We start from the raw sequence: 21,504 nt of genomic DNA, 5'->3' as shown, positions 1-21,504 counted from the left end.
TCACGCCGTCCTCTCCAGCACCACCATGCAGCGGTCGGGGACGGTCAGCGCGCCGCCGGCCTCGACCACGGTCGGTTTCTCCGGTTCCGGTTCGGCGGTGCTGATCAGCTGCTCCCACCGCTGCCCGAACTCGGCCGGCGGCAGGGTGAAGTCCAACGGCGCGTCGTGGGCGTTGAAGCAGAGCAGGAAGGAGTTGTCCACGTGCCGCTGGCCGTACTGGCCGCGTTCGCGGATGCCCTCGCCGTTGACGAAGAGGGCCACCGAGCGGCCGAAGTCGTTGCCCCAGTCCTCGCCGGTCATCTCCCGGCCGTCCGGGGTGTACCAGGCCAGGTCCGGCAGGGGTGACTCGGCGGCCCGGCCGCCGACCGGCAGGCCGGTGAAGAACCGGCGACGGCGGAACACCTGGTGCCGGCGGCGGAAGGCGACCAGCTTGCGGGTGAACTCCAGCAGGTCTGCGTCGGCGTTGTCCCAGTCCACCCAGGCCAGCTCGCTGTCCTGGCAGTACGCGTTGTTGTTGCCGTGCTGGGTGCGGCCCAGCTCGTCGCCGTGGCCGATCATCGGCACGCCCTGGGAGAGGATCAGGGTGGCCAGGAAATTGCGCCGCTGCCTGGCCCGCAGGGCGAGCACCGCCGGGTCGTCGGTCGGCCCCTCCACGCCGCAGTTCCAGGACCGGTTGTGGCTCTCGCCGTCCCGGTTCTCCTCGCCGTTCGCCTCGTTGTGCTTGTCGTTGTACGACACCAGGTCGGCCAGGGTGAACCCGTCGTGGCAGGTGACGAAGTTGATGCTGTGGAACGGGCGGCGCCCGTCGTCCTGGTAGAGGTCGGCGGAGCCGGAGATGCGGGAGGCGAACTCGGCCAGGGTGGCCGGCTCGCCGCGCCAGAAGTCCCGCACGGTGTCCCGGTACTTGCCGTTCCACTCGGTCCACACCGGCGGGAAGTTGCCCACCTGGTAGCCGCCCGGGCCGACGTCCCACGGCTCGGCGATCAACTTGACCTGGCTGACCACCGGGTCCTGCTGCACCACCTCGAAGAAGGTGGAGAGGCGGTCCACCTCGTAGAACTCGCGGGCCAGGGTGGCGGCGAGGTCGAAGCGGAAGCCGTCGACGTGCATCTCGGTCACCCAGTAGCGCAGCGAATCCATGATCAGCTGGAGCGAGTGCGGGCTGCGCACGTTGAGGCTGTTGCCGGTGCCGGTGTAGTCGACGTAGTGGCGCCGGTCGTCCTCGCTGAGCCGGTAGTAGCTGGCGTTGTCGACGCCCTTGAAGCTCAGCGTCGGGCCGAGGTGGTTGCCCTCGGCGGTGTGGTTGTAGACCACGTCGAGGATCACCTCGATGCCGGCGGCGTGCAGCGCCCGGACCATGCCGCGGAACTCCTGCACCTGCTGGCCGAGCCGGCCGAGCGCGGAGTAGCCGTGGTGCGGGGCGAAGAAGCCGATGGTGTTGTAGCCCCAGTAGTTGCGCAGGCCCAGGTCGGCCAGCCGGTGGTCGTGCACGAACTGGTGCACCGGCATCAGCTCGATGGCGGTCACCCCGAGCGTCGTCAGGTGCTCGATCATCGGCGGGGAGGCGATGCCGGCGTACGTGCCGCGCAGCTCGTCGGGGATGTCGGGGTGGCGCATGGTCAGGCCGCGCACGTGCGCCTCGTAGATCACCGAGTGGTGGTACGGGGTGCGCGGCGGCTTGTCGTTGCCCCAGTCGAAGTACGGGTTGACCACCACCGACTTCGGCATGAACGGCGCCGAGTCGGTGCTGTTCATCCGCTCCGGGTCGCCGTGCTCGTAGTCGTAGAGCGCCGGGTCCCACCGGACGTCGCCGTCGATCGCCTTGGCGTACGGGTCGAGCAGCAGCTTGTGCGGGTTGCAGCGCAGCCCGTTCGCCGGGTCGTACGGCCCGTGCGCCCGGTAGCCGTACCGCTGCCCGGGCTCGACTCCCGGGAGGTAGGCGTGCCAGACGTAGGCGTCCACCTCGCGCAGTTCGATCCGCCGCTCCGCGCCGGTGTCCCACTCGTCGAAGAGGCAGAGCTCGATCCGCTCGGCCACCTCCGAGAAGATCGCGAAGTTGGTGCCCATCCCGTCGTAGGTGGCGCCCAGCGGATAACGCTCGCCCGGCCAGACCTGCATGTCGCTCCTTCGGCACAAGATCATGAGCGCACCCCGCACCATGAGCACACCACGCGGCGGAGCCGGCGGTGTGCACGCCGGGTATTGCCCCGCCCGCTCCACGGCCAATCCACCCGTTCGGCCGATGACCGTAATCCGCCCGACTGATCCGCGTTGAACCCTTCGGGTGGCGTCCGTCACCTTGGCCCTTTTCGAGATGCGGGATCGGTGCCGATGCCTTTTGCTTGTTCGCGGGACGCGCCCACGCGTCACCGCCTCGGCCCTCGGCCACCCTTCCTTCCGCTCCGCCGGCACCGGCGCCGGCGCGTCCCACCCTGCATGGACGGAGATTGATGTGACGACGCTGCGGGTCGGCGAGCCGCTCGCCACCGCCCCGGACCGGACCTGCCGGCCCACCCTCACGTCCCGCCCGGCGATCCCGCAGCCCGCCGCCGGCGGTGTCGCCCCGCCGGCCCGGCGCATCCTGATGCTGTCCTGGGAGTACCCGCCGGTGCTCGTCGGCGGTCTCGGCCGCCACGTCCACGCCCTCTCCGTCGCCCTGGCCGCCGCCGGCCACCAGGTCACCGTCGTCACCCGACACGCCGACGGCGCACCCCTGGAGGAATACGCCGACGGCGTCCGCATCATCCGCGCCGCCGAAGACCCCGTCACCTTCCCCCTCGCCACCAACTCCCTCCTGGCCTGGACCATGGCCTTCAACCACACCCTCACCCGCGCCGCCCTCCGTGCCACCGAAACCGACGACTACGACCTCATCCACGCCCACGACTGGCTCGTCGCCCACACCGCGATGACCCTGCGCGAGCACCTGGACATCCCGCTGGTCAGCACCATCCACGCCACCGAGGCGGGCCGGCACCAGGGCTGGCTGCCCGAGGAGATGAACCGCACCATCCACGGCGTGGAGCAGTGGCTCAGCTCCGAGTCGGGCCGGGTGATCGTCTGCTCTGGCTACATGCGGGACGAGGTGACCGGGCTGTTCGGCGTCCCCGCCGGCCGGGTCGACGTGGTGCCCAACGGCGTCGAGCCGCAGCGCTGGCGGGCGCCGGCCGCCGCGGTCGCCGCCGCCCGGGCCCGGTTCGCCGGGGACGGGCCGCTGGTCACCTTCGCCGGTCGGCTGGTCTACGAGAAGGGCGTGCAGCACCTGATCGCCGGGCTGCCCCGGCTGCGGGAACGGCACCCGGAGCTGCGGGTGGTGATCGCCGGGGACGGCCCGTACCGCGGCAAACTGGAGGCCGACGTGCACCGGCTCGGCCTCGGGTCCGCGGTGAGCATGCCCGGCTTCCTCGGCGGCGCCGAGCTACCCGCGGTGATGGCGGCGTCGGACTGCTTCGCGGTGCCGAGCATCTACGAGCCGTTCGGCATGGTCGCGCTGGAGGGCGCCGCCGCCGGTGCGCCGCTGGCGGTCGCCGCGACCGGCGGGCTGGCCGAGATCGTCGAGCCCGGCGTGACCGGGATGACGTTCCGCCCGCACGACCCGGACGGGCTCACCGACGCGGTGCACGCCCTGCTCTCCGACCGGGAGCGGGCCCGGGCGCTGGCCCGCCGGGCCCGGGCCGTGGTGCACGAGCAGTACGGCTGGGCGGCGATCGCGCAGCGCACCGGGGCGACCTACGCGGCGGCGATCGCCACCGCGCCCGCGTTCACCACCGAGCGCACCGCGCAACGCATGGCCCACGGCCGCGCCCTCCCGCCGATCCCCACCGGCAACCTCCTCGCCGCCGCCGGCCTCCGCTAACCCCGCCCCGCTCCCCGCTCCCCCACCCGTCCCCGCACACGGTTGATCATGGAGTTTGCGTCAGAATCCGCGCGATTCCTGACGCAAACCTCATGACCACCGCCGTGGGCGCGAAGGGGGCGGGCGGGCGGATCGGCGGGGGCGGGTCGGCGGGCGGGAACGGGACCGGCCGCCGACCCCTGGTGGGGGCGGCGGCCGGTGGGTGTCGGAGTGGGTGTCAGCGGTCGGCGAACGGGACGTAGTTCCGCTCGGGGGAGCCGACGTAGACCTGCCGCGGACGGCCGATCTTGGTCTCCGGGTCGTTGATCATCTCGCGCCACTGGGCGATCCAGCCGGGCAGCCGGCCCAGCGCGAAGAGCACCGTGAACATCTTCGTCGGGAAGCCCATGGCCTTGTAGATCAGGCCGGTGTAGAAGTCCACGTTCGGGTAGAGCTTGCGGGAGACGAAGAAGTCGTCCGCCAGAGCGATCTCCTCCAGCTCCATCGCGATGTCCAGCAGCGGGTCCGGCTTGGCCATCCGGCCGAGCACGTCCTGGGCGGCCTTCTTCACGATCGCGGCACGCGGGTCGTAGTTCTTGTAGACCCGGTGGCCGAAGCCCATCAGCTTGACGCCGTCCTGCTTGTCCTTGACCTTGCGGACGAAGGACCGTACGTCGTCGCCCTGGGCCTGGATCTTCTCGAGCATCTCCAGCACGGCCTGGTTGGCGCCGCCGTGCAGCGGGCCGAAGAGGGCGTTCACGCCGGCCGAGACCGAGGCGAAGAGATTGGCGTTGCTGGAACCGACCAGCCGGACGGTCGAGGTGGAGCAGTTCTGCTCGTGGTCGGCGTGCAGCACGAACAGCATGTCCAGCACCCGCGCCATCACCGGGTCGACCTCGTACGGCTCCGCCGGCACGCCGAAGGTCATCCGCAGGAAGTTCTCCACGTAGCCCAGCGAGTTGTCCGGGTACAGCAGCGGCTGGCCGATCGACTTCTTGTAGGCGTACGAGGCGATGGTGGGCACCTTCGCCATCAGCCGGACGGTGGACATCTCCACGTGCGAGGAGTCGAACGGTTCCAGGCTGTCCTGGTAGAAGGTGGAGATCGCGCTGACCGCCGAGGAGAGCACGGCCATCGGGTGGGCGTCGCGGGGGAAGCCGTCGAAGAAGCGGCGCATCTCCTCGTGCAGCAGCGAGTGCCGGCGGATCCGCTCGCTGAACTCGGTCAGCTGCTGCTCGGTCGGCAGCTCACCGTAGATCAGCAGGTAGGAGACCTCCAGGAAGGAGGACTTCGCGGCCAACTGCTCGATCGGGTAGCCCCGGTAGCGCAGGATGCCCGCGTCGCCGTCGATGTAGGTGATCGCGGACGAGCAGGCCGCGGTGTTGACGAAACCGGGGTCGTACGTCGTCAACCCGGTTTCCTTCAGCAGCTTGCCCACCCCGATACCGGCGGGGCCCTCGACCGCGGACTGCACCGGCATCGACAGCTGCCCACCGGGGTGATCGAGCTTGACTTCCGTCATGTGGTTCCTCGCTTCGCCGGCAAGATCTACGTTGAATTGCCTTCGCTTCTACCGTATTCGCGGTTGCCGGGACACCGCCCACCGTGGTTCTGCGGTGAGGCCTGCGTCACCCGATTCCCGACCAGCCGGCGGGGAAACCCGTGCGACCGGGCGCCGGAGCCGGGCCGCACCGGTGCGGACGTGCCGTGGGAGCGCGACCGGGAGCGAGCCTGCTCATCCTGTGGGAGCGCGACCGGATGTGCCTTCCGGGACCGGCCGATTGTGCTGCGGGAGCACGCGCCGAACGGGGCCGGGCGCGGGGCGCGCTCAGGAGAGGGCGAGCCGGTGCAGCGTACCGTCGGCGGCGAGCTGGTAGACCTCCAGCCGGTTCGCGCCGGCGGCGAAGAGCCGGTCGTCGGCGAGCAGGGCGGCGAACCGCCGGCCGCCGGCGTCGCGGGCCACGACCGGGACCACGGCGCCGACCCGGCCGTTCACCGCGACCGCGAGCAGCGTGCCGTCCGGCACCGGGTCGGGCACGTCGCCCCAGACCAGCGCTGGCAGCCGGCCGGTGTCCGGATCGACGTCGCCGAACGCGGCCAGGTCGGCGACCCGGGCCGAGCCGCCGGTCGGCCGGTTCCCCACCGCGGTGCCGACCAGCGGGTGTACGGCCGGCGGCGGAAGCGGGCCCGGCACCCCGCCGGGGAGGGGCACCAGCTGGCCGGGGCGATCGTAGAACGACTTCCCGGCACCGCGCGGCGTCTGTCGGGCGGACCGCCCGTCGACCCGGTGGGGCAGCCGGATGGCGGCCTCGTCGGCGAGCGTGGGCAGCAGGTCGACGTGCTCCCAGTTGCGGTCGTCGACCCGGCCGGCACGCTGGCCGGGCGACTTGACGAACATCGGCACCCAGGCGACCTCGTCCGACGCGGCCCGGATCGCGTCCATGCCCCGCCCCTGGGCGCCCTGGGTGAAGCTCACCCCGTGGTCGGCGGTGACGACCAGCAGGGCCTGGTCGTAGAGGCCGGTGGCGCGCAGCGTGCGCAGCGTCTCGCCGATCAGCCGGTCGGTGTAGCCGAGCTGCGCGAGGTGGCGTTGCCGGGCCAGGTCCACCCAGCCGGCGCCCTCGTTCGGCAGGTCCTCCGGGGCGTCGTAGCGCGCCCCGGAAGGCAGGTAGGTCCACGGCGAGTGCGGCATCAGCAGGTGCAGGAAGTGCAGCGTGGGCCGGGCCGCGGGCTTGAGGCCGGCCAGGAACGCGGTGAACCGCGCCGGCTGGTTGTCGTCCAGGTTGTCCCAGCGGAACTTGGGGTCGGCCGGGACCGGTTCGGCGGCGTCCAGCCCCGCCTCGGCGCGGGTGCGCTCCCGGTAGGAGTCCTCCGGGTCGATCCGGCTCTCCACCGGCGCGGCCACCCGGCCCAGCAGCTTGCCGGTCTCCCGGACCAGCACGCCGAGCCCCTGCTCCGGGGTGACCGGCTGGTCGCAGCGGCTGGGCGGGCAGAGTCGGGTGATGCTCTCCTCTGCGCGGATGTCGTACAGGCCGCCGAAGGCGGTGAAGAGGTTGTCCGGGTACTGCGAGTAGTGCGGGGCCACACCGCGCGCCGGGTACCGGCCGGTGAGCATCGCCGGCAGCGCGTACGGGGTCCAGCCGCTGACCCCGGTGGCGTTGCGGTACCAGGTGGAGCCGGCGGCCAGCTCGGCGAAGTGCGGGAACCGGGCCGCGTCGATCCGCCCGTCCGGGCCGAGCAGGGAGACCAGCGGCAACTCGTCGAGGACCAGCAGGACCACCGGCGGATGCCGTCCCCCCTGGGCCGCGCCGGCCGCGCCGCCCTCGCCGCGGGGCAGCACCACGGCCGACGCGGGTGAGGCGAACAGGAACAGCCCGACGAAGACCAGCGGACCGGCGGCGGCCACCCGCAGCACCCGCCCGGGCGCCCGCCACCGCCGGTGCGCCGCCGCCCCGGCCGCGCCGGCCACCACCGCCACCACCAGCAGCGGTACGCCGCGCAGGCCGGTGGCGTGCCGGCCGGCCTGCACGGCCAGCGCGGCCAGCAGCAGCCCGACCAGCAGCGTGTGCGTGGCGGCGCGGACGGCCCGGCCGGCCAGCCGGGTGAGCGCGCCGAGCAGCCCCACGGCCAGCGTGGGCGCGACCGCGATCAGCACCACCAGGAGCAGGATCTCGCCCCGGTCGGCGCGGTGGAAGAGGAAGAAGTCCGGGCTGCGGCCGAGCACGTCGAGCAGCGGCTGGGTGACCACCAGCCCGACCAGCGCCGCCACCTCCAGCAGCCGGGCGACCTCGGCCCGCCAGCCCGACGACGGTTCGCGGGCCGCCGGCCCGGCCGGGGGCGCGGGCCCGCCCGGGTCCGTACCGCTCGGGCGCGGATCGGTCGGGCCGGGCGCCGTTGCCGGCTCAGCCACCCACGACCACCGCGTACAGGGTCCGGGTGCCCGACGGCAGTTCCAGCCGGCGCTCGATCCGGCCCCGCGCGCCGAGCAGCCGCTCGAACTCGTCGCGCCGGTAGTCGGGGAAGAGTCCGTCGGGCTTGTTGGCCAGCAGCCGGCGGGCCATCGGATCGTCGGGGTGGACGAACTCCACCACGATCCGCGCGCCGGGCGCGCAGAGTTCGGTGAGGAGAGCCACCACCTCGGGCAGCGGCACGTTGCGGCCGATCGCCAGGTGGTGCACCACGGCGAGGGCGAGCACCAGGTCGGCGGCGGCCCGGTCGGCGAAGCCGGCCCGCTCGACGCCCCGCCAGCCGCCGGCCGGTGAGGGGTCGGCGAGGTCCATCACCAGCGGCAGGACGCGCCGCTCGCCCTCGGCGCGCAACGCGCGGTAGAGCTCGTCCACCACGGCCGGGTCCTGTTCCACGGCGACCACGTAGTCGGCGTGCCGGGCGGCGAGCCGGGCGTACCGGCCGTCGTTGGCGCCGAGGTCGAGCACCAGCCGGGCGCGCGGGATGGCGGCCAGCGTTCCGGCGACGAACGCCTCCTTGGCGGCCCGGTCACCCGCCGAGTAGCCACAGGTGCGCTGGTAGGCCGACCAGTGGCTGGCGGCGGCCGGGCGGTCGAGCCGGCGGACCAGCTTCTCGATGCCGCGTACGGTGGCCAGCGCCAGCTCCGCCGAGTAGCCGGCGGCGCGCAGCTGGGCCCGGGCGTCGGCGGTGCTGGTGCCGGCGTGCCGGCTCTGCATCGCCGCGTGCAGGTGCACGTGGGTGAGCACGCCGGGGCGCAGCCGGCGGGCGCCGCCGAAGAGCGGGCGCATCTGGTCGGCGTCGATCCCGTCCACCCGGGCCCGCAACCAGGGCTGGAAGTCCAGCCCGAGGTGGGCGCCGAGCAGCAGCGGATAGAGCAGGGTCTGGCAGAACTGGCGGTAGCCCGCCCAGGGCTCGCCGTCGCGGACCGGGGTGAAGGAGCCGACGTCGATGAAGACCGGCTCGGCGCCGCGCCACTGCAGGTTGTAGGCCGAACCGTCCTTGGTGGTGAACCCGGCCGGCAACGCGGCGCGGAGGATCTCCAGGTGCAGCAGCGCGGCGTCGCGCAGCATGCTGAAGGACCACTCGTACGGGTGGGAGACGAACGGGATGCGCTCGTGCCGGAGCACGGCGGCCCAGCCGGCGCCCGCGGGCAGCAGTGCCGGGTCGGCCGGCTCGGTGCCGCAGACCTTGCCGGCGGCCAGCAGGGCGGGGAAGAAGTCGGTGGCGGCCAGGGCCCGCCACTCCTCGGCCGCCCGCGCGTCGAGCCCGCGCAACACGTCGCCCCCGGCGTGGAAGACCCGGTTGGCCGGGTCGCGGAACGAGGCGGGCTCGGGCCGGACCCCGGTGTCGGAGATCGCCATCGCCGGCGGGTCAGCGCTGGTCGGTGGGCTGCCGGCGGAACCGGTCGACGAGCCGCCGCCAGTAGAGTTTGGCGGCCACCGCCGCGCCGGCCACCCCGCCGACCACCGCCTGCACAATCAGGCTGCCGGACCCCGCGTCCAGGTAGGCCAGATGGTTCACCGACCGCTCCTTCCCCTCGCCGTGTCGACACCGGCGCCCCCGTTATGGCCGGAAATGCCGGACTTCTGACACCGTACGCCGCCTGTCCGCCCCGTGCGGGCCACACCGGCCACTCCGTCCGGCGTCCGTTTCGTTCAAGACACCCGGCCCGGCGCGTCCCTACGGTGGACGCCATGGCACCGACACTCGATCTCATCGGCATGGTCACCAGCGACCTGTCCCGCTCCCTCGCCTTCTACCGGCGGCTCGGCCTGGACATCCCGGCCGAGGCCGACACCGAGTCGCACGTGGAGATCACCCTGCCCGGCGGCCTCCGGCTGGCCTGGGACACCGTGGAGACCATCCGCTCGTTCGACCCGGACTGGAAGCCCGGCCAGGGCGGGGGCGCCAGTCTCGCCTTCCGCTGCGCCGATGCCGCCGAGGTGGACCGCGTCTACGCCGACCTGCTCGCCGCCGGCTACCAGGGGCACCTGCCGCCGTGGGACGCCGAGTGGGGGCAGCGGTACGCGGTGGTGCTCGACCCGGACGGCAACGGCGTGGACCTGTTCGCCTGGGTGGCGGGCGCCGCCGGCTGAGCCGCCCGGCCGGACCGTGCAGCCCACGGGCCGGCGTCGCCGGCTTAGCGCGTCAGCCGGCGGCGAGCAGCACGGTGGGCGGCACCCCGGCCAGGTCGCGCACGTCCCGGGTGAGGTGCGCCTGGTCGGCGTAGCCGCAGCGGGCGGCCACCTCGGCCAGCGGCGTGCCGGCCCGGGCCAGCGCCAGCGCCCGGCGCATCCGCAGGATCCGGGCGAGGGTCTTCGGGCCGTACCCGAACAGCTGCCGGGACCGGCGGTGCAGGGCGCGCGGATCCAGCCCGACCTCGGCGGCGGTCGCGGCCACCGGGGCGCCGGCGGTCAGCGCGGCGGCGACCCGCGCGCCGAGCGGGTCGGGCCCGCCGGTGGCGCGCAGCCGCCGCAGCGCCACCTCGACCAGCACGGCGCCGGGGTCGGCCACGGCCCGCTCGGCCAGGCCGGCGACCTTCCGGTCACCCCAGAGGTCGGCCAGCGGGACCCGCCGGTCCCGCAGCTCGACGGCGGGTACGCCGAACACGGCCGGGCCGGTGCCGGGCGGCAGCCGCAGCCCGACCCAGCGCTGGCCGGGCACGGCCGGGCTCAGGTGGGCGGTGCGGTCCGGCCCGGCCACCAGCAGCCCGGCGTGGCTGGACCAGAGCAGGTCGACGCAGCCGTCCGGCAGCACCCGGTTCGGTGCGGTGCCGGCCGTCGTGGCGGTCCAGAGCACCGCACCGGCGACGCCGGCGGGTCGTTCCCGGTACACGCCGCCCAGCCTGCCACGCCTCCGGTCGGGGCACGACCCCGGCGATCGCCGGTCCGACCGCGGGCCACGCCGCTACCCTGCCGGGGTGCGATGGGTCGTACTGGACGCGCCGCTGGACTCGTCCGGGACGGGCCGGGGCGAGCAGCGGGCGCCCGAGGCGCTGCGCGCCGCCGGCCTGCTCGCCGCGCTCGGCGCGGACGACGGCGGCCGGGTGGACGCGGTGGTGGACGACCCGGAGCGGGACCCGGCCAGCGGGCTGATCGGCGCCGTCCAGGTACGCCGGGCCGGGGCCGCCGTCGCCGCGCGGGTCGGCGAACTGCTCGCCGCCGGTCGCCGCCCCCTGGTGCTGGGCGGTGACTGCGCCATCCTGCCGGGCATCTGCCTGGCCCTGCCGCCGGCGGTGACGCTTTGGTTCGTCGACGGCCACCCGGACTTCTACGACGGGCGCACCTCGGAGACCGGCGAAGGCGCCGACATGGAGCTGTCGGTGGTCACCGGGCACGGCCCGGCCGCCGCCGTGGACCACGACGGCCCGCTCGTCGACCCCGCCCGGGTGCACCTGCTCGGGCACCGCCCGCCCGACGACCCCGCCAGTCAGGTGGAGGCGGACCGGATCGACCCGCGGATCCACCAGCTTCCGGTGCCGGAGCTGCGCCGGCGCGGCGCCGGCGAGGTCGGCGCGGAGCTGGCCGCGGCCGGTGACGGACCGGCCTGGCTGCACCTCGACCTGGACGCGGTCGACCCGCGCGACCTGCCGGCGGTCACCTACCGGGAGCCGGACGGGCTGCGCTGGGCCGAGCTGACCGCGCTGGTCACGCCGCTGGCGCGGGCCGACCGCCTGCTCGGCATGAGCGTGACCGACCTGAACACCGACGAGGACCCCGACGGGCGCCACACGCGGCGTGTCGTCGAGGTCCTCGCCGAACTGCTGAGCCGCTGACCGCGCAGCCGCCGGTCAGCCGCAGTGGTGGTGCATGCCGAGGCGGAGCAGCACGAACCGCAGCACGGTGGCGGCCAGGTTCGCGGCCACCAGCACCGCCAGCTCCACCGGCCGGGACGCGGCGGCCGCCGCCGCGTGCAGCACCGCCAGCGCGCCGCTGGTCAGGGCCAGGCCGAGCCCGAAGGCCAGCAGGCCCTGCAGGTGGTGCCGCCCGGCGTGCCGGCGCCCGGAGATGCCGAAGGTCAGCCGCCGGTTCGCGGCCGTGTTGGCCACGGCGGTGACCAGCAGCGCCAGCAGGTTCGCCGGCTGGGCGCCGAGCGCCGGCCGGATCGCCACGAAGAGCACCAGGTACGCCAGTGTGCTGGCCACCCCGACCGCCGCGAACCGGACCAGCTGCCGGGGCAGCCCGACCGGCACCCGCGCCGGCGGCACGGTCAGCGGGGCGCGGCCCAGTTGCTCGCGCAGCTCGGTCAGCGGTAGCGCGCCGGTCAGCAGCGCGCGCCCCAGCCGGCCGATGCCCCGCAGGTCGGCGTACGCGGTGGCGACGATGTCCACCCGGCTGTCCGGGTCGTCCACCCAGTCCACCGGAACCTCGTGGATGCGCAGGCCGGCCCGCTGGGCGAGCACCAGCAGCTCGGTGTCGAAGAACCAGCCGGTGTCCTGGACCAGCGGGAGCAGGCCCTCGGCGACGTCCGCCCGGATCGCCTTGAACCCGCACTGCGCGTCTGAGAACCGGGCGGCGAGGGTGCTGCGCAACAGCAGGTTGTAGGCCCGGGAGATGGCCTCCCGCTTGGCGCCCCGGACCACCCGTGAGGTACGCGCCAGCCGGGTGCCGATCGCCAGGTCGGAGTGGCCGGAGATGAGCGGCGCGACCAGCGGCAGCAGCGCGGCCAGGTCGGTGGAGAGGTCCACGTCCATGTACGCCAGCACCGGCGCGGACGAGGCCGACCAGGCCGCCCGCAGCGCCCGGCCGCGTCCCTTGTCGGCCAGGTGCAGCACCCCGACCCCAGGCAGCTCGGCGGCGAGCCCCTCGGCCACCGCGTGGGTGCCGTCGACACTGGCGTTGTCGGCGATGGTGATCTGGAACGGGTACGGGAAGTGCTCGGTCAGGTGCGCGTGCAGCCGCCGTACGCGCGGGCCGAGGTCGGTCTCCTCGTTGTAGACGGGAATCACCACGTCCAGCACCGCGGCGGGTGCGACGGGCCGGGCCCGCACGGCCGACCGGGGATCGATGGAGCTGGTCATGCTCTCCCCTCCGCGGCGTCGGTCAGGTCGTAGACGGTGACGCCGTCGACTGTTCGCGCCTCGAACGTCGCGACGACCCAGGTGGCGATCTCCTGGGCGGCCGCGCTGCCGCCGTCGGCCCGGAATCCGGCGCCGCCGATGAACCAGTGGATCCGGCGGTCGGCGACGTACCGCTGGAACTGCGCCAGGGTCGGCGACGGGTCGCTGCCGTTGAAGCCGCCGACCGCCATCACGGGATCGCCGGTGGCCAACTGGTAGCCGGAGGCGTTGTTCGAGCCGACGGTCGCGGCGATCCAGGTGTAGTCGTCGCTGTCGCGGCTCAGCAGGTCGCGCAGCGCGGCGCTGGGCTCGCGCGAGTCGAGCAGTCCGCCCATGCCGTCGCCCCGGGCCAAGGCTTCCGCGCCGGGCGGCAGCTGCCCGCCGCCGGGGACCTGGCCCGGGATCGGCAACTGGCCCCGGTCGGCGCGCTGGCCGTCGGCCGGGAGCTGGCCGGCACCCGGGCCGGCGGGAGGCTGACCGGCCCGGCCAGCCCCGGGCGGCTGACCGCCGGGGCCGCCGCCGGGGCCGAAGCCGCCGCGGACCGCCGGCCCGGCGGACGGGATCGACCCGGTGTGCGGGGTGCCGGCGGTCTGCCCGGCGTACGCCGCCGGCCCGGCCAGCGCCGCGGCGGCGCCCAGCGCGAGCGCCACCGGGGCCAGCCGGCGGAACCGCCGGTCGGCCAGCACCAGCAGCGCCGCGGCGGCCAGCCCGGCGACCAGCACGGCGGTGCGCAGCCACGGGTACCAGTCGGGGCTGCGACCCAGCAGCGTCCAGGACCACCAGGCGGTGACCGCGATCGCCCCGGCCAGGGTCGAGGTGGCCGCCATCGACCGCCACCCGGGCCCGCCGGCGCGCTGCCGCCGGAGCTGGGTGACGCCGATGCCGACCAGCGCGCCGACGGCCGGGGCGAGGGCCACCGTGTAGTACGCGTGGAAGATGCCGGACATGAAACTGAAGATCAGTCCGGTAACCAGCAGCCAACCGCCCCAGAGCAACAGCCCGGCCCGGGCGCGGTCGGTACGGGCCGCCCGGCCGGCCAGCGCCAGGCCGGCGACCAGCAGGATCAGCGCGGCGGGCAGCAGCCAGGAGATCTGGCCGCCGACCTCGGTGCCGAACATCCGCAGCCAGCCCGCCTGCCCGTCGAACGGACCCCCGCCGCCGGTCCGGCCGCCGCCGACGCTGCCCACCTCGTCGCCGGTGATCCGGCCGAGGCCGTTGTAGCCGAGGGTCAGCTCCAGGATGCTGTTGGTCTGCGAGCCGCCGACGTACGGCCGGGCATTCGCCGGGACCAGCTCGACGATCGCCACCCACCAGCCGGCGGCCACCACCATGCCGAGCCCGGCCAGCAGGACCTGGCGCAGCCGCCGCCACCCGCCGGTCGGCGCGGCCAGCAGGTAGACCCCGGCGAAGACCGGCACCACCAGGAACGCCTGGAGCATCTTGGTGAGGAAGCCGAAGCCGACCAGCGCGCCGGCCAGCACGAGCCACCGGGTGCCGGCCGACTCGACCGCCCGCACCGTCGCGTACGCGGCGGTGACCAGCAGCAGCACCAGCAGTGCGTCCGGGTTGTTGAACCGGAACATCAGGGTGGCCACCGGGGTGAGCGCGAGCACCGCACCGGCGATCAGGCCGGCGGCCGGGCCATGCCAACGCCGGACGGTGGCGTACAGGACGCCGACCGAGGCGACCCCGCACAGCACCTGCGGCACCAGCAGCGCCCAGCTGTTGAGGCCGAAGAGGCGTACCGAGAGGGCCATCAGCCACAGTGCCGCTGGGGTCTTGTCGACGGTGATCGAGTTGGCCGCGTCCGACGAGCCGTAGAAGAACGCCTTCCAGCTCACCGAGCCGGCCTGCGCCGCCGCGGCGTAGAACGAGTTGGCCCAGCCGGAGGCGCCCAGCCCCCACAGGTAGAGCAGGCCGGTGGCCAGCAGCAGGGCGACCAGCGCGGGTCGGGTCCAGCGCGGCGGGCGCCGGTCGGGTCGGGGCGGTGGTCGTTCGCCGGCTCCGCGGGCCGCCGGCTCGGACGCCGGCGGGCTGGGCACGGTCAGCACACTCGGGATTCGGTCCATGCCGGCGAGCCTCCGGGGCCCACCTGGCCTGCCCCGATGAGCCGGCTATGCGTCCGCTGTGGGATTCGGCAGCCGCACGGTGAACACGGTCCGGCCGGGCCGGCTGTCCGCCGCGACGGTGCCGTGGTGGGCCTCCACCACGGCGGCCACGATGGCCAGGCCGAGACCGGTGCTGCCGTGCGCCCGGGAGCGCGAACTGTCCGCGCGGGCGAAGCGTTCGAAGACCTCCGGCAGCAGCTCCGGGGGCACCCCGGGGCCGTCGTCGGCGACGCTGAGCACCGCGGCATCCGGCTCGGCGCGCAGCGTCGTGGTGACCGTGCTGCCCGGCGGGGTGTGCACCCGCACGTTGGCCAGCAGGTTCGCCAGCACCTGGTGCAGCCGCGCGGCGTCGCCGGGGACCTGGATCACCACGTCGGGCAAGTCGAGCCGCCAGCAGTGCTCCGGGCCGGCCGCGTGCGCGTCGCTGACCGCGTCCACCACCAGCGCGGTGAGGTCGACCGGTTCGACCGCGAGCGGCCGGCCGGCGTCCAGCCGGGCGAGCAGCAGCAGGTCGTCGACGAGGCGGGTCATCCGGGTGCTCTCCGACTCCACCCGGCGCAGCGCGTGCGCCACGTCGGGCGGCACCCGGGCCCGGCCGCGCCGGGCCACCTCGGCGTAGCCCCGGATGGCGGCCAGCGGGGTGCGCAGCTCGTGGCTGGCGTCGGCGACGAACTGGCGTACCCGGGTCTCGCTGGCCTGCCGGGCGGCGAGCGCGTCGGCGACGTGGCCGAGCATCCGGTTCAGCGCGCCGCCGACCTGGCCGACCTCGGTCCGCGGATCGGTGTCCGCCGCCGGCACCCGCTCGGAGAGCGCCACCTCGCCGCGGTCCAGCGGCAGCTCGCTCACCCGGCCGGCGGTCGCGGCGACCCGACGCAGCGGGCGCAGCGTGGCCCGCACGATCAGCGCCCCGGCGGTGCCGGCCACCAGCAGGCCGGCGGTGGCCACCCCGGCCTGCGCGGCGACCATCCACCAGACGGTCTCCCGCACCCCGGCCAGGGGCAGCGCGACGACCTGGGCCCGTCCGCGGGGCAACTGCCGGGCCACCGCGCGGTAGTCGCCGCGCTCGCCCAGGTCGACCGTGCGCGGCGCCCCGCCCACCGGCAGCCGGGCCAGCGCCGCCACCTCCCCGACCGGCACCGGCTCACCGCCGGGCCGGGTGCCGGCCTGGGTCCGCGCCTCGGTCACCCGGCCGTCGACGACCGTGGCGGCGACGGAGCCGGGCGGCAGCCCCGGCGGGAGGTCCGGCCGGCCCGCCGAGAACGGCGGGAACGGGCGGTCGCCCCGGGACATCGCCCCGGGCACCAGCTGGGCGTCGATCCGCTCGACCAGGAACTGCCGCAGCGCCACCGTGGTCAGGCCGCCGATCGCGACGCTGACCAGCGCCAGCAGCCCGACCAGGGTGACCACCAGCCGGGTACGCAGCGACCAGCCGGCGAGCCAGCGCCGCAGCCGGCCCGGCTGACCGGCGCGGTCACCCGGCCGGCTTGAGGACATACCCCGCCCCGCGCAGCGTGTGGATCATCGGCTCGCGGCCCGCGTCGATCTTCTTCCGCAGGTACGAGATGTAGAGCTCGACGACGTTGGCCTGGCCGCCGAAGTCGTAGTGCCAGACCCGGTCCAGGATCTGCGCCTTGCTCAGCACCCGTCGCGGGTTGCGCATCAGGTAGCGCAGCAGTTCGAACTCGGTGGCGGTCAGGGTGATCGACTCGCCGGCGCGGCGCACCTCGTGGCTGTCCTCGTCGAGGCTGAGGTCACCGACGGTGAGCACCGCCTCCTCCCGCGCGGCGACCGCGAGGCCGGACCGGCGCAGCAGCCCCCGCAGCCGGGCGATCACCTCCTCCAGGCTGAACGGCTTGGTGACGTAGTCGTCGCCGCCCACGGTCAGCCCGGCGACCCGGTCCTGCACCGCGTCCCGGGCGGTCAGGAAGAGGACCGGGACGGTCGGGGCGTGCTCGCGCAGCCGCCGCAGCACCTGGAATCCGTCCTGGTCCGGCAGCATCACGTCGAGGATCACCGCGTCCGGCTGGAGCTGCCGCGCCGCGCTCAGCGCCGCCGTCCCGTCGCCGGCCGTGCGCACCTGCCAGCCCTCGTAGCGCAGCGCCATCGCGAGCAGGTCGGCCAGGGTCGGCTCGTCGTCGACCACCAGCACCCGGACCGGCTCACCGTCCGGGCGCCGCAGCTCCACCCGGGTCTGCCCGTTCCTCTCCATGGCCGCCATGGTGGCCGGGCAGCCTGCGGCGCACGTGTGTGCCGGCTGTGTGCCAGCTGTGCGGGCGGCTCACTCGGTGATGCCGACCGGGTCGGTGCGCACGTAGGTCATCGTCCAGGTGCCCCCACCGTCCGGGTGGCCCCGCTCGTAGAGGTGGTCCGGCCCGCCCGGCATGGCCGCGCCGGCCTCGCCGGGGTGGCTCAGGATCCATCGCGCCGGCGGCGCGCCGTCGGGGTCGGCGGGCAGCTCCCGGACCAGGTCGTGGGCCGGCCCGCCGACGAACCGAACGCTCACCTCGCTCATCGCCCGACCTCCTGCGCGTCGCGGCGGCCGGCCCGCCGGCCCGGACACCGCCCTGGCTCGCAAGCTACCGCAGCGCCGCGCCGGCCAGACCCGGTCGCGTCGGAAGGGCCGGCGGTTTGCCCTGATCGGGGGCCGGGTACCGCGACCGGAGGCACCGCCGCGGTGCCGGAGGTGACGAGCACGAGGAGCGGTCGATGAGGACGCTGGACGGGCGGTACCGGCTCGAACAGCGCATCGGCATCGGCGGCATGTCGGAGGTCTGGCGGGCCCACGACGCGGTGCTGGACCGGCCGGTCGCGGTGAAGTTGATCTCGCCCGGGCAGGAGGAGCAGGACACCTCGGTGGAGCGGATCCGGGCCGAGGCCCGCTCCGCGGCCCGGCTGGTGCACCCGAACGTGGCCAGCGTGCACGACTTCGGCACCTGCGCGACGCTGCCCGGGCGCGAGGTGCCGTACATCGTGATGGAGCTGGCCGAGGGCGAGACGCTGGCCGCGCACCTGCGGGCCGGGCCGCTGGACTGGCGGATCGCGGTGCGGGTCTGCGCCGAGGTGAGCGCCGCGCTGGCCGCGGCGCACGCGCACGGCATCGTGCACCGGGACGTCAAGCCGGCCAACGTGATGCTCACCCCGGCCGGGGTCAAGGTGCTCGACTTCGGCATCGCCACCCCGGCGGGCGCCCCGGACCCGACGCCGGACGGGATGGTCGTCGGCACGCCCGCGTACCTGGCGCCGGAACAGCTGGACCGGGCCCCGGCCACCCCGGCCGCCGACATGTACGCCCTCGGCGTGCTGCTCTACTACTGCCTGTCCGGGCGGCTGCCGTACCCGGCCGGCACGATGACCCAGCTGCTCGGCGCGCGCCGCCGGCAACCCCCGCGGCCGCTACCGGAGGTCGACGGGCTGCCGGCGGAGGTGGCCGAGCTGTGCGCGCGCTGCCTGGCCGACGATCCGGCCGCGCGGCCGAGCAGCCTGGTGGCGGCGCTGGTGCTGGCCGAGGCGGTGGACGCCCGGGTGTACGTGCCGATGCGGCTGCCGACTCCCCCGCGGCCGCGGCGGCCGGCGGTGTCCCCGTGGACCGAGCGGGCGGCCGCCGAGGCGACCGAGGTCGCCCCGGTCGCGGACGGGTAGCGGGCGCCGGCTCACCCCCGGAGCCGGCCGATGCGCCCTGCCCTGCGGTTTCACCGGGCAGGGGCCGGGTAGCCGGGCGGGGAGTGACGGGAGGAACGCGATGCCGGATCCGAGTTCCTGGCTCAACGAGACAGCCACCGCGACCGCCGAGGGCGGCCACGTACGCACCGACGACGAGGTGCTCGACAGCGCGCTGGCGTCCCCGCTGGCGCCGCACTGCACCGGGTTGACCCCGTCGCAGCTGCTCGCCGCCGCCTTCGCGTCCTGCCTGCACCATGCGGCGGTGGAGGCGGCCGGGGGGATCACCGACGAGGCGCACACCGTGCAGGTCCGCGCGGAGGCGAAGCTGGGCCGCGACGACGACGGCCGGTACCGGGCCGACGTGCACGCCTCCATCGCCTCGGCCGGGCTGAGCCGGCAGCAGCTGGCGCAGCTGGTCGAGCACGCCGACCAGCTCTGGCCGTTCTCCAGCGGCGACGGCAGCCGCCACCGGCTCACGGTCAGCCCGGCCGAGAACGGTCGCCACTGACCCACCGGCCCGGCCGGCCCGCGGTGGACCGCGTGGCCCAGTCCGGCCGGGCCCGGACGACCGAAGGCGGCCTCCTCCGTTCGGGGGAGGTCGGCACCACCCGCGAACCGTCGTCCCAAGATCGATGATCTGCCGGTTTCCTCCAGGAATATCCGGCATGTAGGGAAAGACGGACACCAGTGTGATGCCGGTTAACTGATCAACTGCCCACGATCGTCCTTCGGATCGGGCCAAATTGTGACGCATGCCACCAACCAGACCGGTGGCAACGGCGGAAGGGCTTTCTAGCCTCGGCGGGTGCACCACGACGACCCCTCCGCCCAGAAGCTGACCGAGGAGCGGCCGGATACCCATCCGACCGACGCCGCATCAACCGAACAGACGATCGGCCGTCACCGCGCCCCCGAACCGCCCCGGCGCCGCGTCCGTGCCCTGCTGACCTCGGCGCCCGCCCGGGTCGCGCTCGCCACCGGCGTCTCCTGCTGCCTCGGCGTGGCCGCGTTCGGTGTCATCCGTAACGACGCCCCGCCGCGTGAGACGGTGGCCGAGGCGGTGGCCGAGCGGGCCGCGGCGGCCGACGAGCCGGCCTCCCGGTCGCTGGACCGGACCGCGTCCCCCGCGCCGGCCAGCCCCAGCCCGACGCCGAAGCCCACCCCCTCGGCCACCCGCAAGCCGCCGAAGAAGCCCGCCAAGCCCCGCCGTCCCCGTCCGGTCGCCGGGCTGACCCAGGCGCAGATGGACAACGCGAAGGTCATCGTGGACGTCGGGCTGGACATGAAGATGCCCCGCCGGGGGCTGGTGGTCGCGATCGCCACCGCCATGCAGGAGAGCAACCTCTACAACTACGCCAGCGGCGTGCTCCCCGAGTCGCAGGACTACCCGCACCAGGCCATCGGCTGGGACCACGACTCCGTCGGGCTGTTCCAGCAGCGCCCCAGCAGCGGCTGGGGCACCGTGCGGGACCTGATGCGCCCGGCGTACGCGGCGCGGGCGTTCTACGCGGCGCTGCGCGAGATCCCCGGCTGGCAGGAGATGAGCGTCACCGGGGCCGCCCAGGCCGTGCAGATCTCCGCCTTCCCCTACGCGTACGCCCAGCACGAGGAGCGGGCCACCACCGTGGTGGCCGCCCTGGTCTGAGCCCGGCCGCCACCCGGTGGTCGTCCGAGCCGCTCAGCGCACCCGCGCGTCGCGTCCGGCGGCGTCCGGCTCGCCACCGGCCGCGGCCCGGGTCGCCGGCACGCCGGAGCCGGTGACCGCCGCGGCCGCGGTCGGGGTGTCCGGGGGCACCGGCTCGACCCGCAGGCCGCCGAGGACCTCGTCGGCCCGGGCCTCCCGGCGCCGCCGGGCCTGCAACGCCGCCTCGAATTCGCGGCGGGCGCGCAGCGCGTCGGCGTACGCCTGCTCGCGCAGCTGCCGGGCCTCCTCGCGGGCCGCGTCGAGCTCGAACCGCGCCCGGGCGAGGATCTCGGCCGCCTCCCGCTCCAGCTCGCCGGGGCCGCGCCGGCCCTCGCCGGCCTCCAGCCGCCGTAGCAGACCCAGGAGCCCGGTCGCCTCCTGCCGGATCAGGTCCCACTCCCGATCGGCTCCCCCGGCGCGCTCCGCCCGCGCCGCGAGCCGGGTCAACCGGACCCCCAGGTCGTCCAGGCAGGAATCGACCTGCCGCGGGTCGTAGCCGGTGTCAACCACGGAGAATCTCATACTGTCGCCCCCCAGGCAGCTGGTGTGTCTTCCCCATCTGGATCCTCTGCGCTGGCGGCGACGGCCGAGCGGGTTCGGGAAAAATGTTCAGCATCCGAGCGCCGGACGGAGCGGGGGTGTCGCGCGGCGGCCCGGCGTGGACGATACGGCCGCGCGGGCGGCGAACCGGACGTCGCGCCGCGTCAGGGACGCTTGGGCAGCACCACGACCCGGCCGAAGAACTCGTCGATCCGGCGCACCACGTCGTTGAAGTCGTCCAGGTCGATCGGCTTGGTGACGTACGCGTTGGCCTGCAGGGTATAGCTGCTGACGATGTCCGTGTCCGCGTTCGAGGTGGTCAGCACGACGATCGGGATGGTCCGCAGGTCCTCGTCACCCTTGACCTCGCCGAGCACCTGCCGTCCGTCCATCCGGGGCATGTTGAGGTCGAGCAGGATGACGTCGGGCCGCCGGGCGTCGATGTGCCGGCCCTCGCGGCGCAGGAACTCCATCGCCTCCTGGCCGTCGCCGACCACGTCGATGACCTTGTCGACGTCGGAGTCCGCGAGCGCCTCCTCGATCATGAGCACGTCGCCCGGGTCGTCGTCCACCACCAGGATGCGGACCGGACCGGGGGTGTCTGCACGCATCACTACCTGCCTCGGGTCGGCGAAGGACGGAGACCGGGCGA

At 74.8% G+C, this 21,504-nt stretch carries 19 protein-coding genes; 6 read left to right on the top strand and 13 right to left on the bottom strand.

The window, feature by feature from the left end; all coding sequences use genetic code 11:
* Complete coding sequence (gene glgX, locus ACVCAH_RS23070) at window positions 1–2,118, bottom strand: glycogen debranching protein GlgX (RefSeq protein ID WP_447138271.1); 2,118 nt, start codon at window positions 2,116–2,118, stop codon at window positions 1–3.
* A 334-nt stretch (window positions 2,119–2,452) separates the two neighbouring features.
* Between glgX and ACVCAH_RS23065 the strand changes: the two genes are divergently transcribed.
* Window positions 2,453–3,856, top strand: coding sequence for a glycosyltransferase family 4 protein (locus tag ACVCAH_RS23065; RefSeq protein ID WP_447138270.1), 1,404 nt, complete (start codon window positions 2,453–2,455; stop codon window positions 3,854–3,856).
* 217 nt (window positions 3,857–4,073) lie between these two features.
* Here the strand turns inward: ACVCAH_RS23065 and ACVCAH_RS23060 are convergent, their stop codons facing one another.
* The 4 genes from ACVCAH_RS23060 to ACVCAH_RS23045 all read right to left on the bottom strand — a co-directional run bounded on the left by ACVCAH_RS23060 (window position 4,074) and on the right by ACVCAH_RS23045 (window position 9,322).
* On the bottom strand, window positions 4,074–5,357 hold the full coding sequence (locus tag ACVCAH_RS23060) for a citrate synthase (protein ID WP_447138269.1): 1,284 nt from the start codon (window positions 5,355–5,357) through the stop codon (window positions 4,074–4,076).
* Between the two features lie 306 nt (window positions 5,358–5,663).
* On the bottom strand, window positions 5,664–7,745 hold the full coding sequence (locus tag ACVCAH_RS23055) for a sulfatase-like hydrolase/transferase (protein WP_447138268.1): 2,082 nt from the start codon (window positions 7,743–7,745) through the stop codon (window positions 5,664–5,666).
* Window positions 7,738–9,162, bottom strand: a complete 1,425-nt coding sequence (locus ACVCAH_RS23050) for a methyltransferase (RefSeq protein WP_447138267.1) — start codon at window positions 9,160–9,162, stop codon at window positions 7,738–7,740. Before ACVCAH_RS23050 ends, ACVCAH_RS23055 begins: the two co-directional genes overlap by 8 nt.
* A gap of 10 nt (window positions 9,163–9,172) precedes the next feature.
* Window positions 9,173–9,322, bottom strand: a complete 150-nt coding sequence (locus ACVCAH_RS23045; RefSeq protein WP_167183181.1) for a hypothetical protein — start codon at window positions 9,320–9,322, stop codon at window positions 9,173–9,175.
* A gap of 173 nt (window positions 9,323–9,495) precedes the next feature.
* Between ACVCAH_RS23045 and ACVCAH_RS23040 the strand changes: the two genes are divergently transcribed.
* Window positions 9,496–9,897, top strand: coding sequence for a VOC family protein (locus ACVCAH_RS23040; protein ID WP_447138266.1), 402 nt, complete (start codon window positions 9,496–9,498; stop codon window positions 9,895–9,897).
* A 52-nt stretch (window positions 9,898–9,949) separates the two neighbouring features.
* Here ACVCAH_RS23040 and ACVCAH_RS23035 read toward each other — a convergent pair whose 3' ends face one another.
* Window positions 9,950–10,636: a helix-turn-helix domain-containing protein gene (locus ACVCAH_RS23035; RefSeq protein WP_447138265.1), complete on the bottom strand. Its 687-nt coding sequence runs from the start codon at window positions 10,634–10,636 to the stop codon at window positions 9,950–9,952.
* An 85-nt stretch (window positions 10,637–10,721) separates the two neighbouring features.
* On the opposite strand from ACVCAH_RS23035, the gene ACVCAH_RS23030 reads away from it, so the two are divergent.
* Window positions 10,722–11,576: an arginase family protein gene (locus tag ACVCAH_RS23030; RefSeq protein WP_447138264.1), complete on the top strand. Its 855-nt coding sequence runs from the start codon at window positions 10,722–10,724 to the stop codon at window positions 11,574–11,576.
* A gap of 15 nt (window positions 11,577–11,591) precedes the next feature.
* Here ACVCAH_RS23030 and ACVCAH_RS23025 read toward each other — a convergent pair whose 3' ends face one another.
* The 5 genes from ACVCAH_RS23025 to ACVCAH_RS23005 form a co-directional block, all read right to left on the bottom strand.
* Entirely contained in the window at window positions 11,592–12,821 is a 1,230-nt protein-coding gene (locus tag ACVCAH_RS23025) for a glycosyltransferase (protein WP_447138263.1), read from the bottom strand.
* Window positions 12,818–14,929 (bottom strand): ArnT family glycosyltransferase, encoded by a 2,112-nt coding sequence (locus tag ACVCAH_RS23020; protein WP_447138262.1) that lies wholly within the window; start codon window positions 14,927–14,929, stop codon window positions 12,818–12,820. The genes ACVCAH_RS23025 and ACVCAH_RS23020 overlap by 4 nt, the downstream gene beginning before the upstream one ends.
* Before the next feature lie 45 nt (window positions 14,930–14,974).
* Complete coding sequence (locus ACVCAH_RS23015; RefSeq protein WP_447138261.1) at window positions 14,975–16,462, bottom strand: sensor histidine kinase; 1,488 nt, start codon at window positions 16,460–16,462, stop codon at window positions 14,975–14,977.
* The gene (locus ACVCAH_RS23010) at window positions 16,440–17,177 is read right to left on the bottom strand and encodes a response regulator transcription factor (protein ID WP_447138260.1); all 738 of its coding nucleotides are present in this window, start codon (window positions 17,175–17,177) and stop codon (window positions 16,440–16,442) included. The genes ACVCAH_RS23015 and ACVCAH_RS23010 overlap by 23 nt, the downstream gene beginning before the upstream one ends.
* 69 nt (window positions 17,178–17,246) lie before the next feature.
* Complete coding sequence (locus tag ACVCAH_RS23005) at window positions 17,247–17,480, bottom strand: hypothetical protein (protein ID WP_447138259.1); 234 nt, start codon at window positions 17,478–17,480, stop codon at window positions 17,247–17,249.
* Window positions 17,481–17,674: 194 nt separating this feature from the next.
* On the opposite strand from ACVCAH_RS23005, the gene ACVCAH_RS23000 reads away from it, so the two are divergent.
* The 3 genes from ACVCAH_RS23000 (at window position 17,675) to ACVCAH_RS22990 (ending at window position 20,273) form a co-directional block, all read left to right on the top strand.
* Window positions 17,675–18,607 carry a serine/threonine-protein kinase gene (locus ACVCAH_RS23000; RefSeq protein WP_447138258.1) on the top strand — a complete coding sequence of 311 codons (933 nt, stop codon included), beginning with the start codon at window positions 17,675–17,677 and terminating at the stop codon, window positions 18,605–18,607.
* A gap of 100 nt (window positions 18,608–18,707) precedes the next feature.
* Window positions 18,708–19,136, top strand: a complete 429-nt coding sequence (locus ACVCAH_RS22995) for an OsmC family protein (RefSeq protein ID WP_447138257.1) — start codon at window positions 18,708–18,710, stop codon at window positions 19,134–19,136.
* A 297-nt stretch (window positions 19,137–19,433) separates the two neighbouring features.
* On the top strand, window positions 19,434–20,273 hold the full coding sequence (locus ACVCAH_RS22990; RefSeq protein WP_447138256.1) for a hypothetical protein: 840 nt from the start codon (window positions 19,434–19,436) through the stop codon (window positions 20,271–20,273).
* 33 nt (window positions 20,274–20,306) lie between these two features.
* Here ACVCAH_RS22990 and ACVCAH_RS22985 read toward each other — a convergent pair whose 3' ends face one another.
* Window positions 20,307–20,834 (bottom strand): ATPase, encoded by a 528-nt coding sequence (locus ACVCAH_RS22985; RefSeq protein ID WP_447138255.1) that lies wholly within the window; start codon window positions 20,832–20,834, stop codon window positions 20,307–20,309.
* A 182-nt stretch (window positions 20,835–21,016) separates the two neighbouring features.
* The gene (locus ACVCAH_RS22980) at window positions 21,017–21,463 is read right to left on the bottom strand and encodes a response regulator (protein ID WP_447138254.1); all 447 of its coding nucleotides are present in this window, start codon (window positions 21,461–21,463) and stop codon (window positions 21,017–21,019) included.
* Window positions 21,464–21,504: the final 41 nt, after the last annotated feature.

This window comes from Micromonospora sp. LZ34 (genome assembly GCF_052981855.1).
This window is presented reverse-complemented; position numbering and strand designations above follow the sequence as displayed.

Excerpts from the sequence above, each read along its gene's own strand:
- ACVCAH_RS22995 (WP_447138257.1), top strand. The coding sequence starts at position 18,708 with ATGCCGGATCCGAGTTCCTGGCTCAACGAGACAGCCACCGCGACCGCC.
- ACVCAH_RS23015 (WP_447138261.1), bottom strand. The coding sequence starts at position 16,462 with ATGTCCTCAAGCCGGCCGGGTGACCGCGCCGGTCAGCCGGGCCGGCTG.
- ACVCAH_RS23020 (WP_447138262.1), bottom strand. The coding sequence starts at position 14,929 with ATGGACCGAATCCCGAGTGTGCTGACCGTGCCCAGCCCGCCGGCGTCC.
- ACVCAH_RS23040 (WP_447138266.1), top strand. The coding sequence starts at position 9,496 with ATGGCACCGACACTCGATCTCATCGGCATGGTCACCAGCGACCTGTCC.
- ACVCAH_RS23010 (WP_447138260.1), bottom strand. The coding sequence starts at position 17,177 with ATGGAGAGGAACGGGCAGACCCGGGTGGAGCTGCGGCGCCCGGACGGT.
- ACVCAH_RS23025 (WP_447138263.1), bottom strand. The coding sequence starts at position 12,821 with ATGACCAGCTCCATCGATCCCCGGTCGGCCGTGCGGGCCCGGCCCGTC.
- ACVCAH_RS23005 (WP_447138259.1), bottom strand. The coding sequence starts at position 17,480 with ATGAGCGAGGTGAGCGTTCGGTTCGTCGGCGGGCCGGCCCACGACCTG.
- ACVCAH_RS22980 (WP_447138254.1), bottom strand. The coding sequence starts at position 21,463 with ATGCGTGCAGACACCCCCGGTCCGGTCCGCATCCTGGTGGTGGACGAC.
- ACVCAH_RS23050 (WP_447138267.1), bottom strand. The coding sequence starts at position 9,162 with ATGGCGATCTCCGACACCGGGGTCCGGCCCGAGCCCGCCTCGTTCCGC.
- ACVCAH_RS23000 (WP_447138258.1), top strand. The coding sequence starts at position 17,675 with ATGAGGACGCTGGACGGGCGGTACCGGCTCGAACAGCGCATCGGCATC.
- glgX (WP_447138271.1), bottom strand. The coding sequence starts at position 2,118 with ATGCAGGTCTGGCCGGGCGAGCGTTATCCGCTGGGCGCCACCTACGAC.
- ACVCAH_RS23060 (WP_447138269.1), bottom strand. The coding sequence starts at position 5,357 with ATGACGGAAGTCAAGCTCGATCACCCCGGTGGGCAGCTGTCGATGCCG.
- ACVCAH_RS22985 (WP_447138255.1), bottom strand. The coding sequence starts at position 20,834 with ATGAGATTCTCCGTGGTTGACACCGGCTACGACCCGCGGCAGGTCGAT.